This window comes from Zobellella sp. DQSA1 (assembly GCF_041950555.1).
Taxonomy (GTDB): domain Bacteria; phylum Pseudomonadota; class Gammaproteobacteria; order Enterobacterales; family Aeromonadaceae; genus Oceanimonas.
The window spans coordinates 1128795-1149589 of record NZ_CP169531.1 but is presented as its reverse complement, the minus strand read 5'-3'; the positions used below and the strand labels follow the sequence as shown (position 1 = coordinate 1149589).

Below are 20795 nucleotides of genomic sequence, written 5' to 3'. Positions count from 1 at the left end.
TTTCTCCTTACGCGGCTTTGCGACCGGCAATTTCCAATACTTGACTCAGGGGCAGACCACCCAGCCCCGACAGGTTGACCAGGGTCGGAGTACCACCGCCGCCCAGGGTAACGCTGTCTACCCGGGCGAACATCAGGGCGTTCAGATCTTCCCGCTGGCTGCCGACAAGGGCACTGACCTTGAAGGTATAGTTTCCATCCGCCGCCGGCTCACCCTGGTTGTTCAGGCCGTCCCACTGGAAAGGAACATTCCCGCTTTGGTAACCATCCAGCGCAATTTCCCGCACCAACTGGCCAGATTTATCCTCGATACGGATCTTGATATTGTCGGCCCCTTCCCCGGCGACCACGATACCGTCCACCGGCTCACCGCCACTCAGATTGCCGATATTACTGGGCACCAATACCTTCTGCCCCACCAGGCTGGACGCCTGCAGCGCCTGGTTGGAGGTCATCACCTCGTTCAGCCCGGCCAGTTGACTCGACATGTTGCTGATGCCTTCGGCGGTAGCGAAAGACGACATCTGGGAGATCATCTGGGCGTTGTCGGCCGGCTTGAAGGGATCCTGATAAGCCAGTTGCTGGGTCAGCAGGGCGAAAAAGTCTTCCTGTTCCAGCTGAACCTTGTTGTTTTTCGCCGCCTTGTCGGCCGGGCTCTGTTCACCCGGCCACTGCAGGCCGCTCAGGTAATCGTTGTTGATTTGCATGAGTGCTTACCCCTTGCCCAGGCGCAGGGTCTGCTGCAGCATCTGCTTGGCAGCATCCGCCACCTGCACATTGGTCTGGTAGTTGCGCGACGCGCTGAGCATGTCGGTCATTTCTTCGACCACGTTGACGTTCGGCTTGTAGATAAAACCCTCCTGATCCGCCATGGGATGATCGGGCCTGAACTCTTTCTGCAGCGGTTTGTTGGTTTCCACTATGCCCAAAACCTTGACGCCGACGCTTTCCTGACGGTCCGACAGCGCCTGGTCCAGATCGGCGGCAAAGACCGGCTTACGGGCACGATAGGTTTCATTGATACTGGAGCTGACACTGTCGGCGTTGGCCAGGTTGCTGGCGGTGGTGTTCAGGCGAACCGACTGGGCGCTCATCGCGCTCCCGGATATATCGAATACCTTAAACAGGCTCACATTGAGTCTCCTTTTATCGCCTTGAGCAATCCGTTGATCTTGCCGTTGAGAAACTCCAGGGAAGCCTGGTATTGCAAGGCATTCTCCATATAGCTGTTGCGCTCGGCCTGCACGTCCACGGTATTGCCGTCACCGGTATCGGGTTGGGTGGGCACGCGATACTGCACCGTGCCCGGCGGGGAAAGTTCAACGGCAAAATGTTGCAGGTGGGTGCGGCTCAGCGAGAAATTCTGATTGTTCTGGGCCTGACTGAGCGCCGCCTGAAAGTCCATATCCTTGGCTTTATAGCCGGGTGTGTCGGCATTGGCCAGATTGCCGGCCAACAACTCGGCCCGGCCGGAACGGGCAACCAGGGCGTGCTGGTGAACACCAAACGCCTTGTCGAACGATATCGCCACTGGGCACCTCCTGCTGCATGGTTTGCTTTACAAGCCAAACAATAGGCAAGATATGTGCCAGCTCTATTTGAGGCGGTAAATAATTCCGGGGCTGCAACGGATCATCTCGAACTTGTCCGACAGTCCGGTCAACGACTCGGAGGCACCCAACAGCAGGTAGCCTCCCGGATTGAGGGCACCGGCGAACTGGTTCAGGATCTTTGATTTCTTCTCTGGTGAGAAATAAATCAATACGTTACGACAAAAAATAAGGTCAAACTTGCCCAGCACCGCATAGCCGTCGAGCAGGTTGAAAGAGCGGAAGTTCACCATGTTGCGTACCCTGGGCTGCAACTGCATCTTGCCGTCGGCCAGGGGAGAAAAAAACTGGCTGCGCCGTTCGGGAGAAAGCCCCCGCGCCAGCGACAGGCTGTCGTAAATCCCCTGCTTGCACATTTCCAGCATGCTGCTGGAGATGTCGGTGGCAAGAATTTGCAGCCCCGGCAACGACCCCGGCCGTTTGGACTGATACTCCAGCGCCGTCATGGCAATGGAATAGGGCTCCTGCCCGGAAGAACAGGCGGCAGACCAGATTTTCAGGCTCTTGCCCGGCTTGGCCAGTTCGGGGAACAGCCTATCGCTAAGCAGGCTAAAGGGATAGACATCGCGGAACCACAGGGTTTCGTTGGTGGTCATGGCATCGACCACCGCCGTTTTCAGCTCCCGCTCCCGTACCGACATGGCCCGGTTGAGCAATTCGCCGAGCGACTCTATCTGAAAACGGGCCAACAGCGGAGAGAGCCGGCTCTTCACCAGATATTGCTTGCTGTCGCCCAGCACGATGCCGGTGTGGGACTCAAGAAACTGACAGAATGTACGGTATTGCTCGTCGGTGAAAGTTTTCATCCGTAGAATTCACGCCTCTTCACAGAGCACTTTTAACGGCAGAAGCCAGCTCGTCGGGATGGAACTTGGCGATAAAATTGTTAGCCCCCACTTTTTCCACCAGGGCCTTGTTGAACACGCCGCTCAGGGAAGTATGCAGTATCACATGCAGGTCCTTGAGCTTGGGATCGTTGCGGATCTCGGCGGTCAGGGTATAACCGTCCATTTCCGGCATTTCCACGTCGGAGATCACCATGGACAACTGTTCGTTGATGGGGCCGTTCATCGCCATTTCCCTGAGCTTGTTCAGGGCCAGTTTACCATTTTCGGTGACGATGCATGCCAGCCCCAGGGTATCCAGCGCCTTCTGGATCTGGCGACGGGCCACGGAGGAATCATCGGCGATCAGTATCGGCTTGTGATGGCTGGCATCGAGGTGGGAAACCTGCTCGATAATGGCGGAGTTCACCTTGGTGCTGACCGGCGAGATCTCATCCAGAATTTTTTCCACGTCCAGGATTTCCACCAGTTCGCCGTCGATCTCGGTCACGGCCGTCATGTAGTTGAACCGGCCCGCGCCCTTGGGCGGCGGCAGAATGGACTCCCAGTTGACGTTGATGATGCGCTCCACGGAGTTGACCAGAAAGCCCTGCACCGAACGATTGTACTCGGAGATAATGGCGAAGCAGTTCTGGGTCTGCTCGGTGGGCCGGCCCCCCATCGCCTTGCTGAGGTCGATAATGGAAATGGTTTGGCCACGGATACTGGCCACCCCCTTGATCACCGGGTGACGCTGGGGCAAGGCGGTCAGCGCGGGACACTGCAATACTTCCTTGACCTTGAACACATTGATGCCAAATCTTTGACGTCCATTCAGCTTGAACAGCAGCAGCTCCAGCCTGTTCTGGCCGACGAGTTGTGTCCTTTGGTTTACCGAGTCGAGTATCCCCGCCATTCCAGTCTCTCCATTTATATCATGGCATGTTTTATGCTTGTATTTATGCTGTTTTAGCTTAACACCCGCCAGGGGTAAGCGCCACTTGTGGCCAGCTTACGTTCTTTATCGGCGATGAGGTAGTAATGCTTAAGATAATTTTTTCGCTCCTAGAAGCCTGGTCACAGATGAAGGCGATGTTCAGGAACCCACTCCCGGCCGGGCTCGGATTGGTGTTGCTGGCCCTCTCCCCGGTGCCGGTTCAGGCCCAATGGTCGGTTCACGACGGCGTACGCCAGTATGCGGAGGATTACGTCCGGGAGCGGGTCCCCTTGCAGGACGGCGATCGGCTGGAAGTCAGCGCCGCCAGTGTCGATACCCGGCTGCCATTGACCGAATGCCTGGGCAAGCTGACCGCCGACATCCGTGGCGCCGGCGATATTCGCCGCAATACCCACGTCTATCTGCAATGTCACGAGCAACCCGGCTGGGAGTTGTTTGTGCCGGTGCGGGTAAGAATTCTTAAACCCGTGGTCACCGCCGCCGATCCCGTCGCCAGGAACACCCTGTTGCAGGCCCAGCACCTGACCCTGGACTATCAGGATGAAGTCCTGCTGCGCGGCGATGTGTTCAGCCATCCCGGCGAACTGATCGGCACCCGCAACAAACGGGATCTGCGGCCGGGGCAGCCCATCCGCAGCAGCCAGTTGTGCGTGGTGTGCAAGGGAGACAAGGTGACCATACTGGCCCAGTCGGGCGGCCTGATGATCAAAACCGAAGGGTTGGCCCAGGAAGACGGTTCCTTCAATGACAGCGTCCGGATCCGCAATATCAATTCCGGCCGGGAAATTACCGCCCGGGTCACGGCTTCGGGGCAGGTCCAGGTCAGGTTATAATTTCTGCTAAAGTTATGGCTGGCAAGGCCGATACCCGGGCTATGCAGCAGCAATTTCAGGATTTCAGCATCATGGCTATAGACAAAATCCCCCCCGGCCTCGCCAACAGCACCGCGCTGGCGGGCAACGGAAAATACAAGGCTTCCGCCCAGCCCGGCGAAAGCAAAACCCAGGGTGCGCCCGCGGTCGGCCAGGACTCGGTCAGCCTCACCCCCGAGGCCCGCCGTATGAGCCAGATGCAGCAATCCCTGGCCAGCGCCCCCGCGCCGGACAACAGTGCCCGGCTGGACGCCCTGAAGAAAGCCATCAACGAGGGCAGTTACCAGGTTGACAGCGAGCGGCTGGCGGCCAATATTTCCCGCTTCGAACAGGATATAGAGACGCTCTATCCATGACCCTTGATGCGCTGCTGACCCATCAAAAATCGCAACTCGAGCTCCTGCTGGACATCACCGGCCAGGAGCTCGACCTTATTGTCGGCCGCAAGGCGCTGGAACTGCCGCCTCTTACCGAGCACAAGCAGGCCCTGCTGCTCGAGATCCAGGCCACCGATGCCCAGTTGGCCGGCCACGCCGACAGCGCCTTGCTGCACAGCAGCCACAGCGAACGGGTTGCCGAGCTGCGGGCGCTGCTGCAGCGCTGCCAGGAGCAAAACCTGGTGGCCGAACAGTTGCTGGAGCAGTCCCTGGCCGGTATCCGCCAGTTGGCCAATATCCTGAGCCGGCTGCATGAACGGCAGAGCATGACCTACGATCAAAAAGGCCATACCAAGGGTATCAGCAAGGGTACCGGCTTTAAGGTTTGAACTGCGGGGACTGGGGTTCAACCAGTCCCCAGTCCCCAGTCCCGGATTATCTACTGCCCCCGCCGCAGGCGCTGATAAAATGCCAGATCCAGTTCCAGTTCGGTAACGTACATGTCGCCGTCGGGGTAGCTGTTGACCACCCTGGCGCCCCGCACCAGGCCCCGGCTGCTGCTGCTGACGGTACCGTCCCGCAGCACGTGGCTGTTCAACTGGCTGGAACTGGAGGTCACCACACCGCTCAACTGTTCGGTCAACTCCCGGTAGGCATCGAGCTTGGAAGCCCGCATGGCGTGCAGCAGCTTTTGCTGGTAATCGGCGGGCTGCTGCAGGCTGATGGGCGCATAGCCCACCGCATAAAGGTGATTCTTCCTGGCCGGCACGTCCTGGCTGCCATGGCCGCCCTGAGTGCCGCTGCAACCGGTCAGCGCCAGCAACAGCAGGGCACAGAGGTTATTTCGCATAACGACTCCTTTGCTCCGGTGTTATCACCACCTCGGGGCCGCGTGCCTTGAGCATGCCGGCCACCAGGTATTCGGGAATGAATTGCTGGGCACTGGCCAGCAGGCTGTTGTCGCCCATCGAGACCAGGCGGGCATTGACCAGACGCCCGCCCGTGGTCTCACTGACGGTACCATGCAACAGATAACGGGCGCCGATACGTGAGCCGAGCTGGCGATAATCGCGGCTGGTGCTGATGTCCCCCTCGGGAGTGATACGGATAAAGGGCAGGGTCTTGAAGTCGATCACCCGCAAGCCGTACTGATTCAGCTGGAACATCATGGTTTCCGACAGCAGGCGACCGAAAGAGTCCTGACTACGGTAGTCTTCCTGGCCGACGAAACCGCTGACCGCGATGCCGGACTGGGCATCCAGACCATGGGTGCTGGACACCAGCCGGTAGGCCAGGGCCGACATATGCTGCTGCAGCTGGGTCTGGCCGCCCACCAGCGAAGGGCCGGCGGAGGGCAGCTGGACACTGCGGCTACCGGCACTCATACGCATCGGCACGCCGTCCTGGCTGTGTCGGGGCGAGATGGCCGGCGCCGGCAACGGTCCCAATGGCTTGCGGTTGATATAATGGGAAGCATGATCATGGGGCAGATAGTGATTCTGGTTATCAAACTGCTGCCCGCCCATGCCGGTACAGGCTGACAACCCCAACACGGCCACAAGCATCAATGGTCTTGTCATCAACAAGCTCCCGAAGAATGAACACGAAACTGGATCTGTATCGGCGCCGCTTTGCCAAACTTTAACCGGCACCGGCAAGCTACCGGGCAAGAATTTTGCATAATTCTTGCCAACAATTGACCCAGGTCGTGCTTTTATTGCCGCCCCTTTGTGACACAGGACTTCACAGTGCCGAGAAAAGCCTTCTTTATCTCCCTGCTGCTTTCGCTGCCGCCCTTCGCCGCCCAGGCCGACTGGTATCAGGCCGAAGGCTCGGCCCCGCTCAGCCTGGGGGGGGAAACCGCCCGCCAGCAGGCACTGGAGCAGGCCCTGGCCGATACCCTGCTGCAGGCCGGCGCTTCCCTGACCACGGTGCAGTCGGTCACCAACGGCATGTTCTCGGGCCAGCAACTGGACATTGCCGCCCAGGGCGAGCTGATGGACTATGTGATCCTGGACGAACGTCGCAGCCAGGGCCGGCTGTGGCTGACCGTACGGGCCGACATCTGGCCCAACGAAAATGTGCAGCCCCAGTGCGTCGGTCGCTACCGGCCAGGCCTGGCCCTGACCGCCCTGGCCCTGCAACATCCGGAGCAGGGCCAGATCGGCCAGCTCTACGAGCTGGGCAATGCGGTCACCCACCGCCTGGCCCAGCGCCTCGGCAACAGCGTCAATCTTATGACGCAACTGCCCCATCAGTTAACCACGGATCCCCGGCTCCCGCGTAACCCCGGCCTGCGTCAGGGCGGCGATCTCCTGACCCGTCAGCAGCAATCCCGGCTCTTGCTGAGCGGTGTCATCGAAGACATCAGCATGAATGACGGCAACTGGGTAGACTGGCGCTTCAAGGAGCAACCCCGCCAGTTCCAGCTGTCGCTCACCCTGGAAGACGGCCTCACCGGCGAAACCCTGCTGCAGCAACGCTACCAGACCCAGTCTCCCTGGACGTTCAAGCGGCACGCCAAGGTCAATGTGCACGAACAGGGCTTCTGGCAGTCCGCCTATGGTCAGGCGGTGGATCAGCTACTTGCCCGGGCCATTCGCGATCTGGTTCAGGCCCAATCATGCATGAAGGCCATAGGCCGTATCCTGCAACAGTCGGAGGAAGGCATACTGATGGATCTGGGCCGCCAGGCCGGCATCCAGGTCGGCGATCGCTTTACCCTGGTTCATCGTCGCCAGTTGCAGCCCGGCTACTACAGCGAAACCTCGGCCCAGGCCCAGTTCGTGGTGAGTCAGAGCCACCCGGATTACAGCCTGCTGACGCCGGCCGACGGCGCGGCGCGGCAGGTCCGCATCACCCCGGGCGATATCCTTACCCAGCGTTGAGACGCCGGGTGCCGATTTTGTGCGCACTCGCGCAGGCAGCAGGTTCTCATCGGGGCCGGAGTTATATATACTCGCCCCACGCTCTCATAGCTCAACAGGATAGAGCACCCGCCTCCTAAGCGGGCGATCCAGGTTCGAGTCCTGGTGGGGGCGCCATGTCGCGCTTTTGTTTTTTCCCCTTATTGCACCGGCTTGCCGCAGACGGCAGAGTAATAGCCTCGTTACTCAGGAGCCCTTTATGTCCCAAGCTGTTCTAATCACCGGCTGTTCGTCCGGCATCGGCCATTGTGCCGCCCATTATCTGCGACAGCAGGGTTTCCAGGTGATTGCCTCCGCCAGAAAAGCGGAAGATGTGGCGCGCCTGAAGGAAGAAGGGCTGGATACGGTAGTGCTGGATCTGGCGGACGAAGGGAGCATCGAGGCCGGGCTTGCCCAGGCGCTGCAACTCACCGGCGGCAGGCTGTACGGCCTGTTCAACAACGGCGCCTACGGCCAGCCCGGCGCGCTCGAAGACCTGCCGACGGCCGCCCTGCGTGAACAGTTCAATACCAACCTGTTCGGCACCCATCACCTCACCCGACTGGTGCTGCCGCTGATGCTGGCCGCCAATGAAGGACGCATCATCCAGAACAGCTCGGTGCTGGGGTTGGTGGCCATGCAGTTTCGGGGCGCTTACAACGCTTCCAAGTTTGCCCTGGAAGGCTATACCGATACCCTGCGCCTGGAGCTCGCCGGCACCGGGGTGCACGTCAGCCTGCTGGAGCCCGGTCCTATCGAAACCCGCTTCCGGGCCAACGCCAGGGACGCCTTTCTGCGCCATATCGACCCGGAGCAAAGCCGGCACCGGCAAGGCTATCGGCAAACGCTTGCCAGGCTGCAAAAGCCCGGTCCCAGCTCCCGTTACAGCCTGCCACCGGAGTCCTGCCTGGCGCCGGTACTCCATGCCCTGACCAGTCCCAGGCCCAAAACCCGCTATCCGGTGACCCGGGCCACCCTGATGATGAGCTGGTTCCGTCGGCTGCTGAGCGACCGGGCACTGGATCGACTGATGCTGAAGGCGGGCGGCTGACGAAGCAGGCTTACGCCCGCTGTTTAATTGTCGTCTTCTCCGCAAAGGCGGAGAACCATGACAGTTTGCTCTGGACTCCCGCCTTCGCGGGAGTGACCACAGAGTAATGCCATCAGCCGAAATGCTGGCCGTTTTCGTAGTAGTTGCGGCCTTCCAGCCGGGTAAAGACCACCCCGATGTCCAGCCCGTCCCCTACCCGGGCGCGCAGCGCCTCGGTGATGGCAGCCGCCACCTGATCCTGTACCTCAAGCGGCCGCTCGAACCAGAGCACCTCGACGAAAGGGTAGCCGTTGACCACGTGCCCCTGCTGCACAAACTCGGCGGGAATAAACTCCAGGGTAAAATGTTCCTTGGGACTGCCGGCCAGGGTCGCCAGGGTATCCACCAAAGATTTGCTGACGTGTTTTACCGTTTCCCGGGCCAGACCACGAAAGCGCAGATGAGGCATAACGACTTCCTTTCTCTAGAATGAATAACAACCCCGGCATCATAATCAAAGCCGGTAAACAAAACAGCGGGGACCTATGAAAATTTTCTGGCATTTACTGTTATGGCTCTGGTGTAGCCACAGCCTGGCCACGCCGGCCCTGTGGTCGGCCAGCAAGGACGAGCAACAACTGTGGCTGTTCGGCTCCATCCACATTGCCGATGACCGGCTGGCCGAGCTGCCACCGGCGCTGTTGCAGGCACTGGATGATACCGAACTGCTGCTGCTGGAGGTGGACCCGAGGACCCTTACTCCTGCCAGTCTGGCCCCCTACCTGCGCATGCCGGCCGGAGAGAACTGGCAAAGCCGGCTGGGCCCCGCCCTTTCCGCCGAGCTTGACGCCGCCGTCAGCCAGGCCGGCCTGGCCCGGCTCAAGCCGTTGCCGCCCTGGTTTGCCGCCTTGCAACTGACCCAGGCCAGGGCCATGGCCCTGGGCTTTGCCGGCGAGCAGGGAGTGGATATGCAGATGCTGGCCCACGCCAGTGCCCGGCAGATCCCTATTGCCGGGCTGGAGTCACCCAGTACCGTGTTCGGCATGCTGGCCTCGCTGCCCGCACGGCGGCTGGAAGCCGACTTCGTACGCCATACCCTGGACGAACTGAACGACATGCAACAACATCTCGATCGGTTGCTCGACACCTGGCTGAGCGGGGACGAGGAGGCTCTGAGGGGGTTGCTGCAGGAGGAAGCGGGAGCCGATCTCAAGGCCTTTATCGAACAGGAGTTGCTGCTTTCCCGCAACCGGATGTGGCTGGAGCAGTTGCACCGGCTGGATCCGTCCAGGGCGCTGCTGGTAGTGGGTGCCCTGCACCTCTATGGCGAGCACGGCCTGCTCACCCTGCTGGAGCAGGCCGGCTATACCCTCAATAAAATCGAGGACAAGGTGATTTATTGATCAGGATCAGCATGGCTCCGTCCCGGCTCGCTAAGATGCATCCATAGCGCAGACGAAAGGAGACGACCAATGGCATTCTGGCTTGATTTAATGTTTGGCAGCGATGTCGGCTTGATGTCCATGATAGTGATTATCGCCACCGTGCTGTTGATCAGCTTCTATGCGGGCTATTTCATCTACAAGGTAAAGAAAGCCACTCCCCAGCAATAAGTCCGGTTTAACAACGGTGGACCCCGACCTCCTCCTCCCCCGGGGTCTGCCGTTTCCCCTTTTGCCCAACTTGCTTATACTGCGGCTATTCCCGTTGTTGAGGAGCCGCCGCCATGTCTTCTTCAGAATGGTCTTCCTTTCTCGGTGAGCTGGACGGATTAACCCCGCTCCGGCAGGACACCCGAGCCCATGTCGCACGTCCGGAGCAGGATGCCGCCAGCCTGCAGGCCCGGCGCACCGCGGCCGAAACCGATGCCGCCGAGCAGGCCTGCGGCCTGTCGCTGGACAAGGTCGACCGGCTGCGACCCGATGATGTCGTGACCTATAAAAAGGATGGAGTGCAGGACGGGGTATTCAAGAAACTGCGCCAGGGCAAATACCCCTGTGAAGCCCGGCTGGATCTGCATCACCATACCCTGGAGCAGGCCCGTGCCGCCCTGCTCCGCTTTATTCGCGACTGCCTGCGCCTGGAGCTGCGCTCGGTGCTGGTGGTGCACGGCAAGGGCGAACGCAGCCAGCCCCAGGCGGTGCTGAAGAGCCATGTTTCCGCCTGGCTGCCACAACTGCCGGACGTACTGGCCTGCCACAGCACCCAGCGGCCCCATGGCGGTACCGGTAGCCTCTACGTATTGCTGCGCAAGAGCGAACGGGCCAGGCAGGAAACCCGTGAACGTCACCAGAGCCGACTCGGCTGATTATCTGAACAAGGAACCGAAGCATGTCTTACACCGCACTGGTGGAACATTTTGAACAGCTGCACCACCTGCAGCACCTGGGTGCCATTTGCGGATGGGATCAGGCCACCATGATGCCGCCCGGCGGCAACGAGGCCCGGGCCGAAGCCCTGGGTACCCTGGCGGTACTCTGCCACCGGCAACTACAGGACACCCACCTGCCCGACTGGTTTGCCGCCGCCGAAGCCGAATCATTAACGCCGGAGCAGGGCGTCAGCCTGCACGAAATGCGCCGCGCCTGGCGCGACGCCAACATGCTGCCGGCCGATCTGGTGCGCGCCCGGTCCCTGGCCGGCTCGCGCTGCGAACACGCCTGGCGCAGCCTGCGCCCGGCCAATGACTGGGCCGGTTTCCTGCCCCTGTTCGAGGAGGTGCTGAACCTGTCCCGCCAGGCCGCTTCCGCTCGGGCCGAGGCCCTCGGCCTGTCCCGCTACGACAGCCTGCTGGAGCAATACGAACCGGGGATGCGCAGCCGGCAACTCGACCAGCTGTTCGGCAACCTCGGGGGCTGGCTGCCCGACCTCATCCGGCAGGTACAGGACAGGCAACGCAATGAGCAGGTACTGAAGCCAGACGGCCCCTTCCCCACCGCGCAACAGAAGGCGCTGGGTCTGGAGGTGATGGCCCTGCTCGGCTTCGACTTCGACCACGGCCGGCTCGATGTCAGCGCCCACCCCTTCTGCGGCGGGGTCGGCGAGGACGTCCGACTCACCACCCGCTACGATGAGCAGGACGTCACCCAGGCCCTGATGGGCATCATCCACGAAACCGGCCATGCCCGTTACGAGCAGGGCCTGCCCGCACACTGGCGCAAGCTGCCGGCCGGCCAGGCCAGATCCATGGGGGTACACGAATCCCAGAGCCTGTTCTTCGAGATGCAACTGGCCCGGCATCCGGCGTTTCTGGCCCGGCTGGCCCCCATGCTGGAGCGGCACTTCGGCCCCCAGCCGGCCTTTGCCCCGGACAACCTGGCCCGGCTTTATACCCGGGTCGAACCCGGCTTTATCCGGGTAGACGCAGACGAGGTGACCTACCCGGCCCACGTGATGCTGCGCTTCGAGATAGAGCGGGATCTGATCGAGGGACGGATGGAGGCCCGGGACCTGCCCGAGCGCTGGGATCAGTTGATGCAGCAATACCTGGGGCTGTCCACCAAGGGCAATCACAAGAACGGCTGCCTGCAGGATATCCACTGGACCGACGGCAGCTTCGGCTATTTCCCGAGTTATACCCTGGGCGCCATTTATGCCGCCCAGCAGGCGGCGGCCATGCAGCGGCAATTGGGCCCGCTGGACAGGCTCATCGGCGAGGATCTGCCCGCCATCTTCGGCTGGCTGCAACAGCACATCTGGCAGCACGCCAGTCTGCTGGAAACCGGCACCCTGCTCGGCAGGGCCACCGGCCAGGCACTGGATCCCGCCCCCTTCCGCTTGCACCTGGAGCAGAGATATCTGGCCTGATTCAGGCTACGCTTAAGCAACAGGCGTGCACGGACGCGCGACCTCAAGCCCAGGAGGGCAATGCAATGGACGGAAAAAAGCCCCGCCACCAACTGGTGGTGTTTTACGATGGCAGCTGTGAAGGTTGTATCAAGGACAGGGCCCGTTATGAGCGTTGGGCCGGGACCGGCGGTGACGACATCTACTGGTTTGATATTACCGGACGGGAAGAGGTGCTGCTGAGCCTGGGGATCAGCCCGCAGAAGGCCTTACAGGAGCTGCACGTGCAAACCGCCGACGGCGAGATCTTCTCGGAGCTGGATGCCTATATCCTGCTGATGAAAAGGGTCCCGCGGCTCAAGCTCCTGGCCTGGTTTATCGGGCTGCCGCTGATCCGTCCTGGCCTGTCCTGGCTGTACCGTACCTGGGTAAGGCGCCGACTGGAGCAGGAAGGGCGGTTGTAACTTACCGATGACCTGCTCTAATCATGTTGCGTTTACATGACAGTCTCCGGTGGCTAAGGCATAATCAGGCTCATTGACCCTACAAACAGACAAGCGGGCTTGCTATGCGCTACGCCAATATCACCGGTTGGGGCAAATGCCTGCCTCCCGCCGCCCTCAGCAACGACGATCTCGGCACCTTTCTCGACACCTCCGACGACTGGATTTATAGCCGTACCGGTATCAAATCCCGTCGTATCGCCCATGTGAATACCTCCACCCTGGCCACGGTCGCCGCCCGCCATGCCCTGGCCGCCGCCGGACTGGACGCGGAACGGCTCGACGGCATCATCCTGGCCACCGCCAGTCCCGACAGCCTGGTGCCCAGTGCCGCTTCGGCGGTACAGCAGAGTCTGGGTGCCGGTCGCGCCGCGGTGTTCGACCTGAACGCCGCCTGTACCGGCTTTATCTACGGCCTGAGTGTGGGCAGCGCCCTGATCAGGGCGGGCAGCATGCGGCGGGTACTGGTGATCGGTGCCGAGCGGCTGACCCACTACCTGGACTGGACCCAGCGGGACACCGCCGTGCTGTTCGGCGACGGCGCCGGCGCCGTGGTGCTGGAAGCCAGCGATGAGCCGCTGGGGCTGATTGCCGACCAGTTGGGCTGTGATGCGGAGGCCAGGGATATCCTCGCCGTGCCCGACTCCGGCACCTGCCGGCGCCGTTTCGAGCATGTGGACGGCCTGTTCGAGGTTAATTTCGAGGGCAAGGAAATCTTCAAGCGGGCGGTGAAAGGCATGGGCGACGCCGCCAGTTTCGTACTGGAGCAGGCCCGCGTGAGCGAGCAGGACATCGATCTGTTGCTGCCCCATCAGGCCAACATCCGCATCATCGAAACCCTGGCCAGGAAGATGGCGCTGCCGGACGAAAAAGTCATGATCAACATCGGCCAATACGGTAACACCTCCGCCGCCACCGTACCCATTGCCCTGTGCGAAGCTCTGGAACAGGGCCGGATCAAACCGGGGGCCCTGCTGCTGACCGCCGCCTTCGGAGCGGGCCTCACCTGGGGCGCAGGCCTGGTCCGTTGGGGCGAACGGGTCACTCCCCTGGCCCAGTCCGATGCCGTCCTGCCGCCCTGCGAGCAGACGGCACTCGAGCTGCTGGCCCCCGCCATCGAAGGCTGTCGCCGGGCCCGCCAGGGTTAGGCCATCGCCTTGACCGACTCCAGCACTTCCAGCATGCGGGCGGGCTGCACCGGCAGCCCCACCTGCAGTTCCCCTTCCAGCCGTGCCAGGGTGCGCGGATTGAGGTTGCCGCTGACCTCCGCCGGCAACCGTGCATCAGTCACCCGCAGCGGTTCGGCCCGCATCGCCAACAACAGCCGCAGGCTGTCTTGCTGCAGAGCTCCGGCCAGGGCCGACAGCTGCGGCGCGCGAATACGGTCCTGCTCTTCGGCATAAAACGGATTGGCGGCGGGCAATTCGAAATGGCGTCGCCAGTCGGGCTCTCCCTGCGCGTCTTTCGGCTCGTCGAGACGCGGCAGATCCCGCGCATCATCCGACAACAGTGCCAACAGCAAACCGAAATCGCCACGGCGCCCCTGCTGGACCGCCCGATTAAGGCTGTCACCGAGCTGGCTGTCATTGACTAGCAGGTTGGCGGAGATGTCTGGCAGCATAAAAAGTGCAAATATTAGGCATTTAAACTGTTATCGGCAGCAAGTTGTCTTTTTTTAGCAAAAAATTACTTTCAAGGGGTTCACAAGCCGAATCTTTTTGGTAGTATGCGCCCCACAAAGTGTGGAGGGGTTCCCGAGCGGCCAAAGGGATCAGACTGTAAATCTGACGGCTCAGCCTTCACTGGTTCGAATCCAGTCCCCTCCACCATTCATTCTTGATTATTGCTGCGTGCGCTAATCTACAATATAAAAAAGTTTACTCGTGGAGGGGTTCCCGAGTGGCCAAAGGGATCAGACTGTAAATCTGACGGCTCCGCCTTCACTGGTTCGAATCCAGTCCCCTCCACCATCTTCAGGGCCGCTGCGATATCGCAGCGGCCCTTTTAATTCGATAATACCCCCCGTCTCCTCGGTAAAGGTACGAAATATCGGAAACAGAGATAACCTCGCATATCATCCACCCAGTTAAGAACTATTTCAGTCCTCCCTGTATTACCTTTCATTAACACCATCTATACTCCTCAACGCATCCAGCCAAGGAGATACATGATGAAAAAAATACTGATTCTCTATTACTCCATGTACGGCCATATCGAAACCCTGGCCCAGGCGATCAAGGAAGGCGCCGAGCAGGTTCCCGGCACCGAAGTGGTGATAAAAAGGGTGGCCGAGCTGGTGCCTGAAGAAGCGCTGGCCAAGAGCGGCGCCAAAACCGACCAAGCGGCGCCCGTCGCCAGCCCCAAGGAGTTGGGCGACTACGATGCCATCATCGTCGGCACTCCCACCCGCTTCGGAAACATGAGCGCCCAGATGCGCAACTTCTGGGATCAGACCGGCAGCCTCTGGGTAGAAGGAGCGCTGATCGGCAAGATTGGCAGCGTCTTCACCTCCACCGGCACCGGCGGCGGCAACGAGACCACCATCACCTCAACCTGGAACACCCTGGCCCACCACGGCATGATGATCGTCGGCTTGCCCTACTCTTGCCCGGCCCTGACCGACCTCAAGGAGCTGCACGGCGGATCGCCCTACGGCGCCGCCACCATAGCGGGTGCCGACGGCAGCCGCCAGCCCAGCCAGCAGGAACTGGACATGGCCCGCTTCCAGGGCGAACATGTCGCCAAAATGACGGCCAGGCTGAGCTGAAGCCGTTGGACAGCGTGCATTGAACAGAACGGGAAGCCAAAGGCTTCCCGTTTTATCTTCCGGCTTATCGCTTGCCGCTCTCTCACACCTTTTCTTGCAAGGCCTGATCCAGCAACCGCTGCTGGTGCTCCGGCGAGGTGGTATGACGCGCCAGCATACGGTACATCGCCGGCACGATAAAGAGCGTCAGCAGGGTGGCCAAGGCCACCCCGGCAAACACTACCGTCCCCACCGCCTGACGGCTTTCGGCCCCGGCGCCGCTGGCCAGGATCAAGGGAATCGAGCCCGCCACCGTGGTAAAGGCGGTCATCAGTATCGGCCGCAGGCGGCGCACCGCCGCTTCCACCAGCGCCTCGTGAAACGGCAACCCCCGGTCCCGCAGCTGGTTGGCAAACTCCACTATCAATATGCCGTTCTTGGTCACCAGGCCTATCAGCATCACCATGGCGATCTGGCTGTAGGCGTTGAGGGTCATGCCCGCCAGATAAAGCCCCAACAAGCCGCCCAGCAACCCCAGGGGCACCGTCAGCAGCACGATAAAGGGGTGGATAAAGCTTTCGAACTGGGCCGCCAGGATCAGGAACACCACCACCAGCGCCAGCCCGAACACGAAGGCCACGTCGCCCTGGTTGTTCTTATACTCCAGCGACTCGCCCTTGTAGTCGACCGTCGCCTGCTCGGGCAACTGCTCCCGTACCAGTTCGTCCAGGTAATCCAGCGCTTCCCCCAGGCTGTAGCTGCCGACCAGGTTGGCACTCAGGGTGATCGCCTTCTTGCGGTTGTAGTGGTTGAGCGAAGGCGAAGCGCCCTGCTCGTTAAGCTGCACCAGGTTGTCCAGCGACACCAGATCGCCGTTGCTGCTGCGCAGGTAGATGCCGGCCAGATCGCTCAGCCGGCTGAAGGCATCGTCCCGTCCCTTGAGGTAAACGTCATATTCCTCTCCCTGGCGGGCATAGGTGGTGATCGCCTGACCGCCCAACATCACGTTCAGGCTGTCGGCCACATCGGTCACCGAAATGCCGAGCTTGGCGGCCCGCTGCTGATCCACCGCCACCAGCAGTTCGGGTTTGGTCTCGGCATAATCCAGATCCAGGTCGCTCAGACCCGGGTTCTGCCGCGCCAGTTCCCTGAGTTGTTCGGCCCACAGATACAGCTCGTCGTAATCGGCACCGCCCAGCACAAACTCCACCGGCGACGTGGATCCGCTACGAATCGAAGACGGCAGAATCGGGATCACCAGCACATCGGCCACGTCCCGGGTCAGGCTGCGGATACGCCCCACCAGCTCCTCCGCCGACAGGTCCCGCTTGTTCCAGCTCTCCAGGGCGGCGATCACCATGCCGCTGTTGACCCCACCACCGAAACCAGGGGTTCGCACCGTCAGGCTGGTCACCACCCCATCTTCCATCAACGGAGTCAGGCGCGCTTCCACCTCGCCCATGGCCCGGCTCATGCGCTCGAAACTGGCGCCCTCGGCACCGCGTACCATGACGAACACCACGCCCCGATCTTCCTTCGGTGTCAGGCTCTGGGGAATTTCACGGAACAGCAGGGCAATCAGTCCGAGCGCCGCCGCCATCACTACCGGCGCCCACCACACATGGCCCAGCTCGCTGCCGAGCAGGCGGCGATAACGCCCCTCCAGCCAGGCGAAACCGGCGTCGAAATGGCGGGCCAGCCAACCGGACTGGCTGTGGGGTTTGAGGAGCTTGCTGCTCATCACCGGGGTCAGGGTCAGTGCCACCAGGGAGGAAAAGGCCACCGCCGCCGCCAGCAGCACCGCGAACTCGGTGAAGATGCGACCGATGATACCGCCCATGAACACGATGGGCAGGAACACCGAGATCAGGGTCAGGGTGGTGGCGATCACCGCAAACCCTACCTCCCGGGTGCCGTGATAGGCGGCGGCCAGGGGGGAACGCCCCCGCTCCAGATGGTGGTAAATGTTTTCCAGCACCACGATGGCGTCGTCCACCACCAGGCCGATGGCCATGATCAGCGCCATCAGGGTGATAAGATTGACGGTGAATCCCATGGCGGAGGCCACGATAAAGGCGCTGACCAGCGACACCGGCACCGTCACCGCCGGGATCAGGGTGGCCCGAACCTGGCCCAGGAAAATGTAGATCACCAGTACCACCAGGGCCATGGTGATCATCAGGGTCTGGTAAACCTCGCTGATGGCGCTGTCGATAAACACCGAGCTGTCGTAGGTCCAGGTCAGTTCGGTGCCTACCGGCAGGAAAGGCTGCTGGGCCAACACCGCTTCCTTCACCACCGCCACCACGTCCAGGGTGTTGGCCTGGGTTTGCTTGACGATGCCCAAGCCCACCACGTTCTGGCCGTTGGAGCGGAACAGGGTATCCTCGGGCTTTTCGCCTTCCCATACCTGGGCCACGTCGCGCAGGTACACCCTGTCCCCGGTGCCGATACGGCGAATGGTCAGGGTCTCGAAATTCACCGCCTGGTCATAGCCGCGCTGGATACGGGCGGCAAAGTTCTGCTGGGTGTTTTCCAGGGTGCCGGCGGGCAATTCCACGTTCTGGGATCTCAGGGCGGCGGCAATATCGTCTACCGTCACGCCCCGCACCGCCATGGCGGCGGGATCCAGGCGCACGTTCATTACCCGCTCCTTGCGTCCCCCCACCCATACCGAGCTGACCCCGTCGAGCAGGCTGAAGCGGTCCGCCAGCACGTTCTGGGCATAATCGCCCAGATCCAGCGGCGACATGCCGGTGGATCTCAGGGTGACCCAGAGGATAACGTCGTTGCGCCCGGTGTCCTTGGTGACGATGGGTGCATCGGCTTCGGAAGGCAGGCGCCGGGAAGCCCGGGCCACCGCCTCGCGCACGTCGCTGGCGGCATTGTCCAGATCCCGGCTGGGATCGAACTCGATGGTGATGCTGGAGCGGCCGTCGGTGGTGGTGGAACTGATGAACTTGACGCCGCTGATGCCCGACAGCTCGTCCTCCAGCCGCTTGGTCACCTGGGTTTCCAGCACGCTGGCGCTGGCGCCGGTGTAATCGGTGCGCACCGTCACCACCGGCGAGGTGGTGTCGGGCATCTCCCGCAGCGGCAGCTCGAGAAAGGAGATCAGGCCGAACACGCACAACATCAGGCTGAGCACGATGGCCATCACCGGCCGGGCGATGGCAACATCAGAGAGCTTCACGTTTGACCTCCACCTGCATGCCGTCGCGCACCTTGACGGTGCCTTCGCTGATCACCTGCTCGCCGGGAAGCAGGCCCTGGGTAATGGTGACCGAATCCCCCATGTTGCGACCGATCTCCACGCTGCGCCGGCTGGCCTTGCCTTCCTCGTCCACCACGAATACATAACGCTGGTTACCCGCATAAAGCAGGCTCTGAGCCGGGATCACCGCCTGCACGCTGTTGTCGAGCGGCAGCCTGACCCGCATCAGCATCCCCGGCACCAGCAGGCCGCCGCTGTTGTCGAACACCAGCCGAACTCCGGCGGTGAGGGTGTCTAGGTTCACGCTGGGGGCGATCACCGCCAATTCGCCGATAAAGACCTGTTCACCGTAGGCATCGGTAATGGCGGTGAGTTGCTCACCCACCTTGAGCTGGCGAAAATATTTTTCCGGCACCGCCAGATCCAGCTTGAGGGTACTGAGATCGAGCAACTCCGCCACCGCGGTATTGGCCGCCAGCAGCATGCCGGGTGCCACGTCCGAAAGGCCAATCACACCGGCAAAGGGCGCGCGCAGGCTCAGGTAGTCGGCCTGCACCCGGGCCGCCTGCAGTTTGGCTTCGGCCATGGCCACCGCCGCCTGCTGGCCTTCGAGCTCGGTCTGGGTCACCGCCTTGCGACCAAACAGGGTCTGGAAATTGCCGAGAATGCGGCGCGCGTCCATCAGCGCGGCTTCCGCCTCCTTCACCGCCGCCTGGGCCGCCCTGTCGTCCAGGCTCAACAGCAGTTGCTCGCGCTGTACCCGCTGTCCGGGCACGAAGTGCACCTGAGTCACCCGGGCACTGACCTGGGGCGCAATCGCCACTTCCTGGTTAGCCTTGAGGGTACCGATCAACTCCAGTTCGGCCTGGATCGACTGCTCGATTACCCGCACCGTGGAAACCACGGGACCGCTCTGGGCCGACACCGACATCGACAGCCCCAGCAGACAGCCGCAGAACAGCCCCACGTATTTGTTATTATTCAACATTATTCCATCCCATCTCTAACGCCCGCTCCAGTTTACCCTGTTAAATCCCCCAGACTATGTCAGACGGCGGGAAAGATTGTGACAAAGTGTGGCAGGTCCTCTTGCGAGACCCCGAGCAGTCGCGAAAAATCCCACTACGCTTAGTAAAAGACCCGAGATGCCGGCATTACTTTTGGTCAAGGAGGCAGCATGAGCCAGGGAAAAATTCTGATCACCGGGGCGGCTCGCGGCCTGGGGTTGGGCATGACCCGCTATTTTCTGCAACACGACTACCAGGTGCTGGGGCTCGATATCGATAAATACGCCCTGACCGAGCTGGATGAAGCCCAGTTGCCGGGTTTGCAACTGGTGCATCTGGATGTATCCGATGAACAGTCGGTACAAACCCTGAGCCGGCTGGTTGAACGCCAGTTCGGACGGCTCAGCGGCATCATCAACAACGCCGCCGTCAGCCTGCCCTACCACGAGCCGATTCATCACCTGTCCCTGGCCCACTGGCAGCGGGTGCTGGCGGTCAACCTCACCGGCCCCATGCTGATCTGCAAGCACATGGCCGGTCTGCTGCGGCCGGGCTCGGCCATCATCAATATCGGCTCGACCCGGGCCCACCAATCGGAGCCCGACAGCGAGGCCTATGCCGCCGCCAAGGGCGGGCTCATCGCCCTGACCCACGCCCTGGCCATCAGCCTGGGACCGGAGCTGAGGGTGAACACCATCAGTCCCGGCTGGATCGACGTCAACCACCTGCAACCGGACCAGTCAGGTTCGGCGCCCGGCCCGGAAGATCACCGCCAGCATCCGGTAGGACGGGTCGGCGAAGCCGAAGACGTGGCCGCACTCGCGCGCTTCCTGCTGTCTTCCGAAGCCGGTTTCATCACCGGCCAGGAGTACATTATCGACGGCGGCATGAGCAAACGGATGATCTATCCCGACGGCCCGGCTGCCGACTAGGCCGCTTTCTGCTAGCATGATGCCAAATTTG

The 20795-nt window shown here is 61.5% G+C and carries 24 protein-coding genes and 3 tRNA genes; 16 read left to right on the top strand and 11 right to left on the bottom strand.

Translation table 11 applies throughout. From position 1 onward, the window contains the following. Positions 1 to 7: 7 nt before the first annotated feature. The 5 genes from ACEVBK_RS05555 to ACEVBK_RS05535 all read right to left on the bottom strand — a co-directional run bounded on the left by ACEVBK_RS05555 (position 8) and on the right by ACEVBK_RS05535 (position 3349). A complete protein-coding gene (locus tag ACEVBK_RS05555) occupies positions 8 to 706 on the bottom strand; it encodes a flagellar hook assembly protein FlgD (protein ID WP_375057602.1) in 699 nt (232 codons plus the stop codon). A gap of 6 nt (positions 707 to 712) precedes the next feature. Continuing rightward, positions 713 to 1132 carry a flagellar basal body rod protein FlgC gene (gene flgC / locus ACEVBK_RS05550; RefSeq protein WP_375057601.1) on the bottom strand — a complete coding sequence of 140 codons (420 nt, stop codon included), beginning with the start codon at positions 1130 to 1132 and terminating at the stop codon, positions 713 to 715. Further along, positions 1129 to 1530 carry a flagellar basal body rod protein FlgB gene (gene flgB / locus ACEVBK_RS05545; protein ID WP_375057600.1) on the bottom strand — a complete coding sequence of 134 codons (402 nt, stop codon included), beginning with the start codon at positions 1528 to 1530 and terminating at the stop codon, positions 1129 to 1131. Before flgB ends, flgC begins: the two co-directional genes overlap by 4 nt. 63 nt (positions 1531 to 1593) lie before the next feature. Then, positions 1594 to 2415, bottom strand: coding sequence for a CheR family methyltransferase (locus ACEVBK_RS05540; RefSeq protein ID WP_375057599.1), 822 nt, complete (start codon positions 2413 to 2415; stop codon positions 1594 to 1596). A 19-nt stretch (positions 2416 to 2434) separates the two neighbouring features. Next, positions 2435 to 3349, bottom strand: a complete 915-nt coding sequence (locus ACEVBK_RS05535) for a chemotaxis protein CheV (RefSeq protein WP_375057598.1) — start codon at positions 3347 to 3349, stop codon at positions 2435 to 2437. A 176-nt stretch (positions 3350 to 3525) separates the two neighbouring features. Here ACEVBK_RS05535 and flgA point away from each other — a divergent pair, with 176 nt between their 5' ends. The 3 genes from flgA (at position 3526) to flgN (ending at position 5029) form a co-directional block, all read left to right on the top strand. Continuing rightward, positions 3526 to 4224, top strand: a complete 699-nt coding sequence (flgA, locus tag ACEVBK_RS05530; RefSeq protein WP_375057597.1) for a flagellar basal body P-ring formation chaperone FlgA — start codon at positions 3526 to 3528, stop codon at positions 4222 to 4224. Between the two features lie 71 nt (positions 4225 to 4295). Beyond that, positions 4296 to 4619 (top strand): flagellar biosynthesis anti-sigma factor FlgM, encoded by a 324-nt coding sequence (gene flgM / locus ACEVBK_RS05525; protein WP_375057596.1) that lies wholly within the window; start codon positions 4296 to 4298, stop codon positions 4617 to 4619. After that, a complete protein-coding gene (gene flgN / locus ACEVBK_RS05520; RefSeq protein WP_375057595.1) occupies positions 4616 to 5029 on the top strand; it encodes a flagellar export chaperone FlgN in 414 nt (137 codons plus the stop codon). Before flgM ends, flgN begins: the two co-directional genes overlap by 4 nt. Before the next feature lie 50 nt (positions 5030 to 5079). On the opposite strand, the gene ACEVBK_RS05515 is transcribed toward flgN, so the two are convergent. Both ACEVBK_RS05515 and ACEVBK_RS05510 read right to left on the bottom strand, forming a co-directional pair. Beyond that, complete coding sequence (locus tag ACEVBK_RS05515) at positions 5080 to 5490, bottom strand: LPP20 family lipoprotein (RefSeq protein ID WP_375057594.1); 411 nt, start codon at positions 5488 to 5490, stop codon at positions 5080 to 5082. Continuing rightward, entirely contained in the window at positions 5480 to 6220 is a 741-nt protein-coding gene (locus ACEVBK_RS05510) for a FlgO family outer membrane protein (RefSeq protein ID WP_375057593.1), read from the bottom strand. The genes ACEVBK_RS05515 and ACEVBK_RS05510 overlap by 11 nt, the downstream gene beginning before the upstream one ends. 168 nt (positions 6221 to 6388) lie before the next feature. Here ACEVBK_RS05510 and ACEVBK_RS05505 point away from each other — a divergent pair, with 168 nt between their 5' ends. From ACEVBK_RS05505 to ACEVBK_RS05495, 3 genes are all read left to right on the top strand, one after another. Then, a complete protein-coding gene (locus ACEVBK_RS05505) occupies positions 6389 to 7528 on the top strand; it encodes a flagellar assembly protein T N-terminal domain-containing protein (protein ID WP_375057591.1) in 1140 nt (379 codons plus the stop codon). A gap of 80 nt (positions 7529 to 7608) precedes the next feature. Beyond that, positions 7609 to 7684 (top strand) — tRNA-Arg (locus tag ACEVBK_RS05500). Between the two features lie 82 nt (positions 7685 to 7766). Further along, positions 7767 to 8597 (top strand): SDR family oxidoreductase, encoded by an 831-nt coding sequence (locus ACEVBK_RS05495; RefSeq protein WP_375057590.1) that lies wholly within the window; start codon positions 7767 to 7769, stop codon positions 8595 to 8597. 112 nt (positions 8598 to 8709) lie between these two features. On the opposite strand, the gene ACEVBK_RS05490 is transcribed toward ACEVBK_RS05495, so the two are convergent. Beyond that, a complete protein-coding gene (locus tag ACEVBK_RS05490) occupies positions 8710 to 9045 on the bottom strand; it encodes a DUF1904 domain-containing protein (RefSeq protein ID WP_375057588.1) in 336 nt (111 codons plus the stop codon). Between the two features lie 76 nt (positions 9046 to 9121). Between ACEVBK_RS05490 and ACEVBK_RS05485 the strand changes: the two genes are divergently transcribed. From ACEVBK_RS05485 to ACEVBK_RS05460, 6 genes are all read left to right on the top strand, one after another. Beyond that, positions 9122 to 9979 carry a TraB/GumN family protein gene (locus tag ACEVBK_RS05485; RefSeq protein WP_375057587.1) on the top strand — a complete coding sequence of 286 codons (858 nt, stop codon included), beginning with the start codon at positions 9122 to 9124 and terminating at the stop codon, positions 9977 to 9979. 69 nt (positions 9980 to 10048) lie between these two features. Then, positions 10049 to 10189: a DUF3149 domain-containing protein gene (locus tag ACEVBK_RS05480; protein WP_375057586.1), complete on the top strand. Its 141-nt coding sequence runs from the start codon at positions 10049 to 10051 to the stop codon at positions 10187 to 10189. 113 nt (positions 10190 to 10302) lie between these two features. Then, positions 10303 to 10884 (top strand): DNA endonuclease SmrA, encoded by a 582-nt coding sequence (gene smrA, locus ACEVBK_RS05475; RefSeq protein WP_375057585.1) that lies wholly within the window; start codon positions 10303 to 10305, stop codon positions 10882 to 10884. Positions 10885 to 10907: 23 nt separating this feature from the next. Then, a complete protein-coding gene (locus ACEVBK_RS05470) occupies positions 10908 to 12383 on the top strand; it encodes a carboxypeptidase M32 (protein ID WP_375057584.1) in 1476 nt (491 codons plus the stop codon). A gap of 65 nt (positions 12384 to 12448) precedes the next feature. Continuing rightward, complete coding sequence (locus tag ACEVBK_RS05465; protein ID WP_375057583.1) at positions 12449 to 12826, top strand: thiol-disulfide oxidoreductase DCC family protein; 378 nt, start codon at positions 12449 to 12451, stop codon at positions 12824 to 12826. Between the two features lie 104 nt (positions 12827 to 12930). Beyond that, on the top strand, positions 12931 to 14013 hold the full coding sequence (locus ACEVBK_RS05460) for a ketoacyl-ACP synthase III (protein ID WP_375057581.1): 1083 nt from the start codon (positions 12931 to 12933) through the stop codon (positions 14011 to 14013). Here ACEVBK_RS05460 and ACEVBK_RS05455 read toward each other — a convergent pair. Next, complete coding sequence (locus tag ACEVBK_RS05455) at positions 14010 to 14486, bottom strand: VC2046/SO_2500 family protein (protein WP_375057580.1); 477 nt, start codon at positions 14484 to 14486, stop codon at positions 14010 to 14012. The genes ACEVBK_RS05460 and ACEVBK_RS05455 overlap by 4 nt on opposite strands. Positions 14487 to 14609: 123 nt before the next feature. On the opposite strand from ACEVBK_RS05455, the gene ACEVBK_RS05450 reads away from it, so the two are divergent. From ACEVBK_RS05450 to wrbA, 3 genes are all read left to right on the top strand, one after another. Then, positions 14610 to 14694: transfer RNA gene (locus ACEVBK_RS05450), tRNA-Tyr, on the top strand. Positions 14695 to 14750: 56 nt separating this feature from the next. Beyond that, positions 14751 to 14835: transfer RNA gene (locus tag ACEVBK_RS05445), tRNA-Tyr, on the top strand. A gap of 197 nt (positions 14836 to 15032) precedes the next feature. After that, positions 15033 to 15632, top strand: coding sequence for an NAD(P)H:quinone oxidoreductase (gene wrbA / locus ACEVBK_RS05440; RefSeq protein ID WP_375057579.1), 600 nt, complete (start codon positions 15033 to 15035; stop codon positions 15630 to 15632). 82 nt (positions 15633 to 15714) lie between these two features. Here the strand turns inward: wrbA and ACEVBK_RS05435 are convergent, their stop codons facing one another. Next, positions 15715 to 18804 (bottom strand): efflux RND transporter permease subunit, encoded by a 3090-nt coding sequence (locus tag ACEVBK_RS05435; RefSeq protein ID WP_375057578.1) that lies wholly within the window; start codon positions 18802 to 18804, stop codon positions 15715 to 15717. Further along, a complete protein-coding gene (locus ACEVBK_RS05430; protein WP_375057577.1) occupies positions 18791 to 19813 on the bottom strand; it encodes an efflux RND transporter periplasmic adaptor subunit in 1023 nt (340 codons plus the stop codon). Before ACEVBK_RS05430 ends, ACEVBK_RS05435 begins: the two co-directional genes overlap by 14 nt. 189 nt (positions 19814 to 20002) lie before the next feature. Here ACEVBK_RS05430 and ACEVBK_RS05425 point away from each other — a divergent pair, with 189 nt between their 5' ends. Next, positions 20003 to 20764, top strand: coding sequence for an SDR family oxidoreductase (locus tag ACEVBK_RS05425; RefSeq protein WP_375057576.1), 762 nt, complete (start codon positions 20003 to 20005; stop codon positions 20762 to 20764). Positions 20765 to 20795 lie beyond the last annotated feature (31 nt).